The organism is Capnocytophaga sp. oral taxon 903 (genome assembly GCF_013394785.1).
In the GTDB taxonomy this organism is placed as follows: Bacteria; Bacteroidota; Bacteroidia; order Flavobacteriales; family Flavobacteriaceae; genus Capnocytophaga; species Capnocytophaga ochracea.
The window spans coordinates 1,203,494-1,215,626 of record NZ_JABXYW010000002.1 but is presented as its reverse complement, the minus strand read 5'-3'; the positions used below and the strand labels follow the sequence as shown (position 1 = coordinate 1,215,626).

Sequence of the window (12,133 nt, the reverse complement as noted above, 5' to 3'; positions counted from 1 at the left end):
GCTCTTATCTAATCAATAACAATCCGTTTTGATTTGCCCTTTGTTTTGGTAGTAGCTCAGCGGTTTTTCTAAATGCTCTCTACAAATCGCCTCTAAGACTTCGGTCACCGCTTTTTTCATTGCAACCGACCCGCATATCATTATAATTCCTTTGTTTTTAAGGAGTTTAGCAAAGAAAGAGGCTTCTCTTCGCAAGATGTCTTGCACGTAGAATTTATCCCCTTCACGCGAGAGAGCTTGCCAATAGTTGGCTATCTTTCCTTCGCGAGTAAACTGTTCTATATAAGGGCGGTAGATTTCCAAAGAGGCTTCACGGCGACAACCCCATATCAGGGTGATAGGTTTCTTTTGGGTATTTTCGGCTATCATTCCTATAAAGGGCGCCATCCCCGAACCATTGGCAATACAGACCACTTGAGGTGCTTTTTTAGGAAAATGGAAGTGTTTGTTGGCTACCAAAGCAGCTTGCAATGTATCGCCTATTTGCAAATTGTTCAGCAGGTTAGACACCACCCCTTGTGAATGTAACTTCACGCTCAACCACACATCTCCTTGGTATTTGGCAACCGAATAGAGTCGTTCGCGTCCATCTTCAGGGGTAATGCCCAAGAGGTCGCCAGATACAAAACTACTTTTTTGGGACGGGCGTAGCGCTATTAGGAAAATATCGTCGTCCATTACGGGCGTTTTCTCTGTTACCGTAAAAGAGAGCGGTTTGCGCTGAGGTTGTACGCTGAAATCATCAGGCAAAGCCAAAGAGAGCTTTTGCGTCATAGCCCAAGCCGTTGCCCACGCTTTAAACTGACCAAAATCTTGGTCGTTTACGGTATGCAAAGGCAGCACACATTCTGCTTGTGCAGTAGCCGACAATAGTTGGTCTACTTCTTTGGCATATTTGCAGAAATCGGGGTAAGTATCAGAGCCAAAGCCGAGTACGCTATACGCCAAAGGTTGTGCGGGGGGATATTTCGCCCATAAGTGTGCAAAGTGAGTCGCATTGATAGGTGCCTCGCCATCGCCATAAGTGCAAGTAAATACAATGAGTTGCTCTGCTTTAGCAAAACGAGTGTAGGCGTTCATATCGGTCAGGTAAGAACGTTTGCCTAAACGGAGGAGTTCGTTATGGAAAAGGATAGCAAACCTGCGGGTGGTGCCTCCTTCAGTGCCTACTAACACAATGTATTCACATTCGCTTTTATCAAACGGATTGTTGATGCCTTTCTTTCGTTTTCTGAGGGTCATCGCAAAACCAGAGTAGAGGAAGAACAACAGCGCCACACACGAGAGCAACAAGACGGTTGCCCAGAGGTAATGCCCTTTGCCGATGTGCAGGGTGCGCACCAAATACGCCAAGCCTTTGTAAGGAGAAGTGGAGGTGCTAATCACCTCACCCGTAAACTGATTGACTACGATGTTTTTATCGATGAAATCTACTTTATAGACCTCTTCTACATCTTCAAAAGCAGGGAATTCCACTTGGCGCACTTCGGCGAGAGGCACTTGGAAAACGGGGAAGTCTTTAGCGGGTTTTGCGGGCGTTTCTTGTAGTGTGCTAACATCGTAATTGTGTTCGGCTTTGAACTTAGGAAACACTCCCACTGTTTCGAGCATCATATACACCCCCGTGAGGGCAATGATAAAGATAGGCACGAGCGCCCAGCGCCCCAGAGCACTGTGGTAATGATTGTAGAATTTTTCTTGAGGAAGTTTGTGGAAGAACCTGCCCCAGCGTTGCTGTTTGCGCGCGATGAGCCATATACCCGACAAGGCTACTACACACAAACACAAAGCTGTAACTCCCATAATCACCCGTCCCGTTTTGCCCATATAGAGCGAGCGGTGTAGTGTTTTGACGAATTGTATAAACTTCGAGGGTTTGTAATCCCCTTTGATGACCTCCCCCGATTGCGGATGGATAAAGAGTTTTTCGCCCTCAGCAGTCTCTATTTGCACAAAGTGATTGCGGTCGATAGAGAGTTTGAGCGCATCTATATTCTTTTCCTTCAAAACGGCAATTGTTTGGGCAAGAGTAGTGCTTTCAAACGCTACACTTTTATAAGGTAGTAACGTTTGGTTATACACCGATTCACCTGCTAAGATGCCCCCCGTGAGAGCCCCCAGCAAAATGAATACCCCTGCTATCAGGGAAAGAATTAAATGAAGTTTACGCATAATAATTACGAATTACGAGTGACGAATTACGCAAAGGCAATTTGTTAATGTGTTGATTTATTAATTTGTTTAGCACGAGCTATAAGCTCGCGACAGCGGTGGTTTTTTTACTGATTTATTTTCAACTTTGCCAAAGTCTGAAACTTTGGCAAAGTGTAGTGACGGAAATGTGATTTAGTTTTTTTTGAATAGCCTCAGTATCACACTTTTTTTATCTCTTACCTAACTCAAATCGTATTTTCTTCGCATTCTTCAGCGCCTCGTGACTGATAAAATAGGTTTTGTAAGGCTTGTCGTCGATGTAAATGTTCTTAATGTAAATGTTTTCAGGCGAAGCATTACTTTCTATTACCAAATCACCAGCAGGATAGTACTGCGGATTGCGTTTGAGGGTGATTTTAGTAAACTTAGGCGAGGTGAAAGTATAGTTAGGCTCAGCGGGAGTAATAGGATAAAAACCTGCCATTCCATAAATGAGCCAAACCGACATTACTCCTGTGTCTTCATTGCCTGGGAGCCCCGCAGGTTTGTTTTGAAAATACTCATTGATGAGTTGGTCTACTTTCTGTTGGGTTTTCCACTCTTTGCCTTTTAGGAAGTTGTAGAGATACGGATAGGCAATATCGGGTTCGTTTGCCATATCGTACTGTTTACTGTCGAAAATATGGTCGAGTTGCTTTTCAAAAGGTTTTTCACCGCCCATTAGCTTGATCATTCCTTTTACATCGTGGGTTACCATATATACGTATTGCCAAGCATTGCCCTCGATATAGCCCACATTCTCTTCAAAATTAGCTCCACTTTCGGGGTTGAAAGGCGCATACCACTTGCCATTGGCGTGACGCGGACGCAATAAATGGGTTTCTTTATCAAATAATTTTCTATACGAATAGGCTTGTTTGTTAAATTTCTCGTAATCGGATTTTTTGCCGAGTTTCTTGGCAATTTGTGCAATGCCAAAGTCGGCAGCATTGTACTCTTGGGTAGTAGACACAGGACCTTTTACCCCTCCGTCTACACTCAGGTAGCCCAATTTCCAATACTCTTTTACCCCTGGGCGTATAGGGTTATTTTCAAGGGTATTTGCCCCTTTGAGCATCGCCTCATAAGCTGTTTGTATATCAAAATCGGTGAGACCGCGCAGGTAAGTATCGGCTAATACTATGCTGGCAGGGTCGCCTACCATCGTAAAGGTTTCGGTAGAATTGAGTTCCCATTTGGGCAGCCAACCGCTTTCTTTGTAGATGTCGAGCATCGTGCGCACTATTTGCAGTTGCTGTTCGGGGTAGAGCAAGGTGAGCAATTGGTGGTAATTGCGATAGGTATCCCAAAGCGAGAACACCGTATAACGCTGGTGATTTTTGCCTATTTTGTTAGTCTTGCTCTCAGGATAATCACCATTCACATCGTTCAGAAGGTTGGGGTGAATAAGCGCGTGATAGAGCGCTGTGTAGAATATCGTTTTTTGGTCATCAGTACCGCCTTCTACGGTAGCGCGGAGGGTATCGTTCCACGTTTGGCGGGTAGCGGTGTACACCTCGTTGAAAGTGCGGTTGCCTATCTCTTTTTCAAGGTTTTCACGGGCGTTGGCTATGCTCACGTACGAAATGCCCACTTTTAGTTCAACCACCTCTTCTTTGTCGAATTTATAGCGGAAATACGCCCCTATACTATCGCCTACTACCTCGCGGGCAAATTGTTCTTTGAGGCGAGTTTTGCCATTGTACCACATCCATTGAGCTTCCACCCCTTGGTGTTTTTCGGGCGTATGCCAAACGCCATAAGAAGGTGCTACTTTGCTTACTTTAGCTACGAAATACACCGGATAGGCCAGCTCCGGACTGTTATAGCAGAAAGTCCCTACCATACGCATACCTTCCACCTCGGTAGGCGATACGAATTTCAGCATCGCACCCTTTTCGTTGGTGAGTCCAAGTCCGAGGTTGATAAGTAGGTTAGCTTCTCCTTTCGGGAAGTGATAGCGAGTAATACCAGCCCTTGTAGTGGCGGTAGCTTCAGTTTTGATATGGTATTTAGTAAGGAAGTTGCTGTAATAGCCCGCTTTAGCCACCTCATTTTGGTAGGTTGAGCCATATTTTAGGTGATTTACCTCCAATTTACCAGTAGTAGGCATTGCGATAATCACCCCGAGTTCAGGACAACCCACACCGCTGAGGTTCACGTGGGTAAGTCCGGTGAAGAATTTATTTTCATTTACATAAGGATTAGAAAGCCAGCGACTATCTTTTTCGAGAGGAGCTTTCACTCCCGTAGTATCGAAAGCTACATTGAAAGGCGAAATGCTAAGCATACCGCGGGGAGCAATTGCGCCAGGGTGCGTAGCACCAAAGTTAGAAGTACCAATAAGCGGATTGATATAATCCACGGGTTGCTGTTGTGCGTGTAGTGATAAAGCCACCCATAGAGTGGTAAAAGCAAATAGGTTTCTCATTCGTATAAAACGCTAAAATGGTTAATCAGGCTACAAATGTACAATTATTTTTTAGAAGAAGCAACACATTATCTATGTTTTTTATCTATCAAAATAGGATCTTCTTCCAAAGTATCAAATGGTACATATTGGTTAAACTCCTCTATTATATCATTCTTGTCTGAAAGAAAATCGTAATCAGGATTAAGGCTCTTCTCTCGAATTCCTAACCAATGCGCATAACCACTTAAGAAATGAAATCCCGATTTTTGTACCTTTAACATCTTGTGTTCTGTGTCATCGCTATTGATTTGTATAAAAGGTGTTTCGAAAGCTTCTTTACTGTATCCGTGTACCAACCACGCATTTTTACTTTCTCGTTCTTTAGTAGCTAATCCGTGGTCTGAAAAATATATCATAGAAAAAGGTTCTCCTTGTTGTTGTAATTTTTCGTATATTTGTTTTAAGAAATCATCTGTTTGTTCTATGGTTTGTAGATAAGCTGAAATAATTCTGTTGTAATAATTGTAATGAATAGCATTTGAAAGCCTATCTTCGAAATATTCGTGGGATCCCATTATATGAATGATAAACAAACGGTTCTTTGAACTCTTTTCATTCAGTCTTTTCTCAAAAGTAGGTAACAAAACAGTATCAAAATAGTTAATAGAAGAATAATCTCCCGTTTTCGTAAAATCATAATGATTTGACAAAGCTGCTATTTTAGCAATAGGTGTATCGTATTCTCCTACAGTACCTTGATTAGAAAGCCAATAAACTTCAAATCCCGCCTCTTTTGCTAATGATACAATATTGTTTGCATATACAAAATCGTTGTTTTTTATCTGTAAAAACATTCGCAACAAAGCAGTTGTAGTATTAGCACCAGCCGCTGTATATCCTTCTATTACAGTGCCTTTTACATTTTTTAGAAACGTAGAGTTTTCTAAAGGAAAACCATATAACGACATATAGTCTCTTCGCACACTTTCTCCAATCACTAATACATAGTTCTTGTAAGTAGGGGCTACTGAGGTTATTTCCCAAGAAGCCTTTTCTTTAATTTCCTTACTTAGTGATTTTCTTAACTGTTGGTATTCTGTAACGCTTTGATACATAAAATCATAAAAACCTATAAAAGAAACTCTTGATGCAGATAATTCCCATCTGCTTTCCGTATTGGTCTTCACGTGTGATTTTCCTAATGCGAAATAACCTCCTAATACACAAAATAATAAGGTTATCAATAGTTGTTTTTTAGTGTAATAAAATCCTTTCTTTTTTCTTCCTAAATATAAAATTAGTATTCCATATAGGAGGATTAGCAACGAAATAAGATAGGTATAAAAAGGTAAAGTTTTTAAAAATTCTTTGCTCTCTTGATAATTAGTTTCAAAAAAAGCTCCTACCAGAGTAGCAGGAGGTGCTCCAAACCACATTATTATCGGAGCAAACAACATACAAGTAATAACAATAAGCAAGAAAACTATTGAAAATACCCAATAGTGTATGCGTTTCAAAACAAGAAAAAATAAAAAACTTGCCAACACTCCTCTTAATGAAACATATCTCCCTAAAGTATAAGGCATTACAATACAAAAGACAAGTAGTAATATCTCAAATAAATGTAATTTTAAAAATGCTAATAAACGTTTTATCATCTTCATATTAATCTATAAATTTTTAGTTTTTAATAAATTATTGTATTCGTTCAAAAGAGCTTTCCACACTTCTTCCCGCTGATATCTGTTGGCGATAAGAGTTCTGCTATTCAGCTGTAAATATTCATATAGTTCTTTGTTATTTAATAACTCTGTCATTGCTTTTTGAAAAGCTTTTGCATTTTTAGGAGGAACGATAAGTCCGTTTTTGTTTTCTATAATAATTTCGTTACTACCGTTGATATCGGTTACGATACAAGGCAATTCCATAGCACCTGCCTCTAATACTACATTGGGAAAGCCTTCGCGATAACTTGGGAATACAAAACAGTTGGCTATTGCCAAATAAGGGCGCACGTCTTTTTGCTCTCCTACGGATATAATATCAGGGTCTGTATTTATGGCGCTTAATGTTTTAGTTTGCAAGGGGTCTAAATGAGCTTCTTGTCTGCCTACCAATAGCAGTTTTATAGGGGATGTTGTTTGCTGTTTCTGTGCTTGAAAAGCGGTAACCAATTCATTAATGCCCTTATCACCTACTAATCTTCCTACAAATATGTATACAAAATCTCCTGCTCCTATCTCTAACGATGCTCGTAAAGTAGCTTTATCAGTAGCCGAAAAATGTGTTTTAGAAAAATAATCGGTATCTATCCCGTTGATATTGCCATTAGCCAATACTTTTAAGGGTTTTGCTGTAATATGAAATCGCTGTAAATCTCTTTTTACTCCTTCACCTTCGGGATATATATCGGTAGCCGACCAGCATAGTAACTTATCCATCGCTATGAGTAGCCGTTGCATTAAACCTTTGCGAGTGGGAAAAATGAGTCCGGTGAAAGTATGTATCCTGATAGGTACTCCTGCCATTTTTGCAGCCAGCATACTCAATAAGCCTGCCTTTGGAGTAATAGAATGTACTATAGTAGGTTTTTCTCTCTTAAACAAGCGATAAAGTTTCAGTAGAGAACTCAAATCTTTCAAGGGAGCAATAGGGCGCGACATTGCGATAGCAAAGGTATTTACCCCTTCTCGCCTCTTTACCTCTTCCAAGTCTTCTCCTTCACCCGAAATAGCAGTTACCTCAAAAGTCTCGTTCAAGAACTTTAGTTGCCCTTTTAGCAGTGAGTTTAAAGACGAGGGTACAGTGGCAGTTCTAAATAGTTTTGTTTTCATCTTGATAAGCTGTATAAGGTTTTACAGGGTTGATTTTTACATTGCGCCTATTCACAAGCCATTGCTCCATACCAAAAATATGAGCTATTCTATATACAATACCTTTGAGAAAATTCGCTCTAAAATAGTGTTTCCAATAGCTTTCATCAGGATATTTACTAAAAATATAGGCTTTACTTTGCTGAGCTAAAAAATACTTCTTGTAATAGTTATTGCCCACTTCTCTATAAAACAGCAACGGCTCATTCAAACGCACAAAATGGTATTTTGAGTGGGTGCGATACCACAACTCAGCATCTTCTAAGCGAATAGCCTCGATATCGTAAGGGTTTGCTAAAAACCATTCAGTCTTTGCCATTATAGTAGGTTGCATAAAATCCTTCACTTGTTCCAGTCTTTCTTCGGAATCAATGGGGTATCGCGTTCCTATCACTTTGTTATCATCATTGATGATATACGCATTGGTACCTAATACATCTATTTCGGAGTGTGTTTCTAATATCTCTACTTGTCGAGCAATACGGTTAGGGTGCATTATATCATCGGCGTCCATTTTAGCAAGATATTTAGTTTTTGTTAATTGAGCAGCTTGATTATGTCTATAGCCCGATTTTCTATTTTTGTTATCTGATAACACTCTTATACGACTGTCTTTCTGAGCATAGCTTTGAGCAATAGATAAAGAATTGTCAGTGCTTCCATCGTCCAATAGCAACAATTCCCAATCGTTATACGTTTGAGCTTGTACCGATTCAATGGCTAAAGCTAAATACTTTTCGGCATTGTAAAAAGGGAGTCCAATGGTTACCATCTATGCGTGTTTTAAAGTGTTGTACAAAGTGAAAAAAGCGTATAGGAAAATGAAAAAAGCAATCACGGCGGTCTTAGGTTTAAAGTCTTTTGAAAAACAAGGCAGTACAATAAACGGAATTGCTATCCAAGCAAAAAGTCCCCAACGGTCGGAATACGGAATCTGGAATGCCATAAAAAACAGAAAACTTACGCTTACAAAGTATTTTAAAAGCTGGTCGTAAGAGGTACTCCAAGCGCTCGCTACCATAAACGATTGCTTACGTATATAGAGCCCTATCCCCAGAAATAGCGTGGTAAAAGCTACAAATTGTGGCTTGAATCCCACTTGATATAAGCCATCATCATTTAGAAAATAAGTACTAAATCGCCCTGGGTCTTTCCGCAAAATAACTTCCATAACCGAAGCAATATTTAACAGCCCTATATTTAGATAGGCTAAAACAATCCCCAATACGTATAAGGCTAAAAAATAGTACAACGGAATTCTTTTGGCTACTAATTGCAATAGCAGAAATACGACAATAGGAATTATTACAGTGGTATGAGTAATAAAGGCTAATAATAGAAATAAATAAGCTATGTATTGCTTTCTTTCCCATAAACTATAAGCAAATATTAAAAAAGCTAAAGAAAGTCCTTGTCTGATAATATTAATGGCTAAACTCTCTGCAAAAAACAATGACACAAAGGAGAAAAAAACAAAAAAAGTATTCGCTTGGTATTTGTTACTTAAGTTTTTCAAAGCATAGGCTATGATTCCGTAGAAAAGCCCTGCAATTATTAGTAAAAATACCGAAAAAGGAGCGCCTATACTACTTAATCCCGCCATCAACCAGCTGAACATTACCTCCATTTTCGCCTCTTGGGGTACATCGCCTGCCATCCAGTAGTGATAATTTACCGTATCTGTACCTACAGTTACATCTCTAAACCCTACAATCACGATAAAATAAAGCACAAAGAAAGGTAAAGCGTGTTTTGAAATAAAAGAAGGTAATTTATCTTCATTACCTCTATCCATTTGGTATGCCCAAACGAGGGCTATAATAGCCATTAGTGCATAACCAACGTTATACAATAGCTTAAAATACGCTTCTGAAATTCCTAATGGTGTAATCATAGTTTTTTATTTTTATACATAATTTGTTTCACTTCCTTTGCATAAAACACAGCGAAAAGCAGCCCTATCACTAAACATTTTAACACAAAAGAGAGGTATAAATTTTGAAATTCAATAACTCGGGTAAAATAGGCTATCAATAATAGCCCTACAAATATAATGGCTACTTTCAGCAGATTCCATAACTGATGCTTTAAAATTCCTTTGAGTACTTTATCAAGAGAGAAACTCACCCAAAGGAACATTATCACACTGTGGATTACAATTCCGTAGAGCACCCACTGAAAACTTCCGCAGTAGACAATCAAAAGAACGGGAATAATGAGCAGTTTCCCGATGAGTTCTATCCGTAAATATTGGTTAGTGTCACCTAATACCGCAAAATAATCGATATTTAAGTTATAAAGCACTATAAAGACTCCTGAAAGGGAAAGGATTTGTAATATCGGGATACTTTCCGTCCATTTTTCTGATAATATAATAATAATTATCTCCTTTGAAGCAAAAAATAGCACACAACTCACAAAACTCACTAATAAGAAAGTAACTTTTTCAAAAAGAAGAACTTATCACTTTTGGCTTTGAGATTTTCTTCCTTAGAAAGAGTTGAGAAACTTACCTTTTTTACAATCGTAGAAATATTGGAAGAAAACAAATCGCGAAAGGTTACTGCACGAGTGTAATAACCCAAAGCACTTGCACTGAAAAACTTACCAATAAACACGTAGTAAATATTAGTTTGCAGGATATTTAGCAGGTTTGAAAACAGCAAATTCCCTCCATACAAAAACAACTGTTTAAACGAGTGCCAAGAGAACAAGCAACTGGGACGCCATTTATTTAAAATCCAAAAAAGTACGACTGTAATAGCTTCTCCAATAAGCACTCTATACACCAAACTGTACACGCCCCAGCCTCTTTTTGCCATTACGATAGCGCAAACGGCACTGATAGTTACAGAAATGAACGAAACAACAGCAATCTTTCTGAAAGCTAATTCTTTTATAAGTATAGTGCGATGTATAAGTTCAAAGGAAACTAATACAATGTTAAGTCCTAATAACTGTAATAGAGGCTGAATAGGAGGGTTACCAAAAAAAGAGGCTATCCCTGCTGATGAGACATAGAGGAGTAGGTATAAAAAGACTGAAAACCCTATGTTTATAAAGAAGATAGTGCTATAATCGGTTTGTGTAGTGTTCTTTTTATTGATAAGTGCTGCCCCAAAACCTCCTTCTACCAAAACATTTGTTACAGTAATGAAGAAGGTAGCAATACCAATAAGACCAAAATCTTCAGGCACGAGGATACGAGCCAAAATAATCCCTACTACAAAATTCAATATTTGTTGTAGGAAATTATCCACTGAACTCCAAAATAAATGCCTAAAAGAATTGCTTTGTAACATTAAAAAAAATGATTCTCTACATTAAGTAGTTAAATTGCAAAAGTAGCAACTCTACCGAAAAAAAACAACAAAAAGGACGTATTTTTATTTTTTGAGTATTGATAAACAACTTTTCAGAGAGAGTCTGAGTATATCGGAAGGAAACGGAGATTTTCAAAAGTAGTATTTTAGATAAAAGGTAAAAGATGAGCTGTAAATTGGGTGGGGTTAGCTTATAGAGAGCTTATAGGAAGCTTATACGAATCTTGGACGATTGGTATAGAAAAGGTATATAAGTAGTTGATTCGTAATGTAATACAACAGCACTAAAAATGTTAAAAACAGGGTTTCGAGGCGAAAGAAAGGGAAAAGGCAATAGGCCTTAGGCCATAGGCACTAGGGTTTTGACGGAAAGAGGATAGGCGGGTTGAGAAATTAGAGAATTAGCCAATGGGAAGGTGTAAGCTACACGGGCAGTTATAACTTTCAGCAAAAATCGTAGCACAACAAGTAAAAAAGCTGTTAATCCCTTCGCTTAACAGCTTTTTTAATTATTTATCCTGAATAGGTATGTACACTCATTTGTGCCGTTGGCAAGTAGTTAACGCCAAACCAACAGATGAGCAACAGTATGAATGCGAGCCCTACAATGATAAAACTCTGAAAAGGTTTCTTTTCTTTGTGATTGTACTTGTGGTGGAGATATACTAAATAGCCGAGCCAAGTGATAAACGCCCAAGTTTCTTTAGGGTCCCACGTCCAATAGTGTCCCCACGCTTCTTTTGCCCAAAGGGCTCCAAAAAGCAATCCAAAGGTGAGAAATACATAACCTATTTTTACGAGTTGGTCGATAACGATAAAAATTGATTGTACTTCTTGTCCTTTTTTATAGCGATAAATGCCATAAAAAGCAGTAAGTGAAGCCATACCCAACATCGCATAAGCAAAGATATACACGATTACGTGTGGAATGAACCACACGCTCTGTAAGGCAGGCATCAGGGCTTTGTTCATTGTATCGGGGTGAGTGTAGGTAAGCACTATAAATACAATACCCATTACTGCTGAATAGCTAAGCATCCACTTTTGGCGATAGAGCCAATAGATAGCACAGCCTATGAGTCCCATAAAAAAGGCATACCAAATACGCGTTTCGGCAAGTGTGCGCAATGGCGGACGGTCTAAGTTTTGCCATAAGGCAACAATAAAACCTCCTATGGTTAAGGTAGCTACCAAGTGAGCTACAATACTCACTCCTCTAAGCGCTTTGCTCTTGCTGTAGATAAGCGTACCTGAAAGTAGCCACAAAGCTACTGTGATATATGTTATAAGATTAAAATAATGCCACATTTTTAATTAACAATTGACAATTA

The 12,133-nt window shown here is 39.0% G+C and carries 9 protein-coding genes; all 9 read right to left on the bottom strand.

Annotated elements, in window-relative coordinates:
• Positions 1 to 12: 12 nt before the first annotated feature.
• Positions 13 to 2,172, bottom strand: coding sequence for a PepSY domain-containing protein (locus tag HW279_RS05040; RefSeq protein WP_178958214.1), 2,160 nt, complete (start codon positions 2,170 to 2,172; stop codon positions 13 to 15).
• Between the two features lie 211 nt (positions 2,173 to 2,383).
• The gene (locus HW279_RS05035; RefSeq protein WP_178958213.1) at positions 2,384 to 4,624 is read right to left on the bottom strand and encodes a GH92 family glycosyl hydrolase; all 2,241 of its coding nucleotides are present in this window, start codon (positions 4,622 to 4,624) and stop codon (positions 2,384 to 2,386) included.
• A gap of 68 nt (positions 4,625 to 4,692) precedes the next feature.
• On the bottom strand, positions 4,693 to 6,270 hold the full coding sequence (locus HW279_RS05030; RefSeq protein ID WP_178958212.1) for a phosphoethanolamine transferase: 1,578 nt from the start codon (positions 6,268 to 6,270) through the stop codon (positions 4,693 to 4,695).
• Between the two features lie 6 nt (positions 6,271 to 6,276).
• Entirely contained in the window at positions 6,277 to 7,440 is a 1,164-nt protein-coding gene (locus tag HW279_RS05025) for a glycosyltransferase family 4 protein (protein ID WP_178958211.1), read from the bottom strand.
• Complete coding sequence (locus HW279_RS05020; protein ID WP_178958210.1) at positions 7,421 to 8,251, bottom strand: glycosyltransferase family 2 protein; 831 nt, start codon at positions 8,249 to 8,251, stop codon at positions 7,421 to 7,423. The genes HW279_RS05025 and HW279_RS05020 overlap by 20 nt, the downstream gene beginning before the upstream one ends.
• Positions 8,252 to 9,373, bottom strand: coding sequence for an EpsG family protein (locus tag HW279_RS05015; RefSeq protein ID WP_178958209.1), 1,122 nt, complete (start codon positions 9,371 to 9,373; stop codon positions 8,252 to 8,254). It lies immediately after the preceding gene.
• Entirely contained in the window at positions 9,370 to 9,783 is a 414-nt protein-coding gene (locus HW279_RS05010) for a hypothetical protein (protein ID WP_178958208.1), read from the bottom strand. Before HW279_RS05010 ends, HW279_RS05015 begins: the two co-directional genes overlap by 4 nt.
• A 122-nt stretch (positions 9,784 to 9,905) precedes the next feature.
• Entirely contained in the window at positions 9,906 to 10,715 is an 810-nt protein-coding gene (locus HW279_RS05005) for an oligosaccharide flippase family protein (protein ID WP_255495772.1), read from the bottom strand.
• A 600-nt stretch (positions 10,716 to 11,315) separates the two neighbouring features.
• Positions 11,316 to 12,110 carry a cytochrome c biogenesis protein CcsA gene (gene ccsA / locus HW279_RS05000; RefSeq protein ID WP_178958206.1) on the bottom strand — a complete coding sequence of 265 codons (795 nt, stop codon included), beginning with the start codon at positions 12,108 to 12,110 and terminating at the stop codon, positions 11,316 to 11,318.
• Positions 12,111 to 12,133 lie beyond the last annotated feature (23 nt).

Bases quoted from the DNA above. Each gene is read 5' to 3' on its own strand.
- HW279_RS05035 (WP_178958213.1), bottom strand. From the start codon at position 4,624: ATGAGAAACCTATTTGCTTTTACCACTCTATGGGTGGCTTTATCACTA.
- ccsA (WP_178958206.1), bottom strand. From the start codon at position 12,110: ATGTGGCATTATTTTAATCTTATAACATATATCACAGTAGCTTTGTGG.
- HW279_RS05015 (WP_178958209.1), bottom strand. From the start codon at position 9,373: ATGATTACACCATTAGGAATTTCAGAAGCGTATTTTAAGCTATTGTAT.
- HW279_RS05030 (WP_178958212.1), bottom strand. From the start codon at position 6,270: ATGAAGATGATAAAACGTTTATTAGCATTTTTAAAATTACATTTATTT.
- HW279_RS05020 (WP_178958210.1), bottom strand. From the start codon at position 8,251: ATGGTAACCATTGGACTCCCTTTTTACAATGCCGAAAAGTATTTAGCT.
- HW279_RS05025 (WP_178958211.1), bottom strand. From the start codon at position 7,440: ATGAAAACAAAACTATTTAGAACTGCCACTGTACCCTCGTCTTTAAAC.
- HW279_RS05040 (WP_178958214.1), bottom strand. From the start codon at position 2,172: ATGCGTAAACTTCATTTAATTCTTTCCCTGATAGCAGGGGTATTCATT.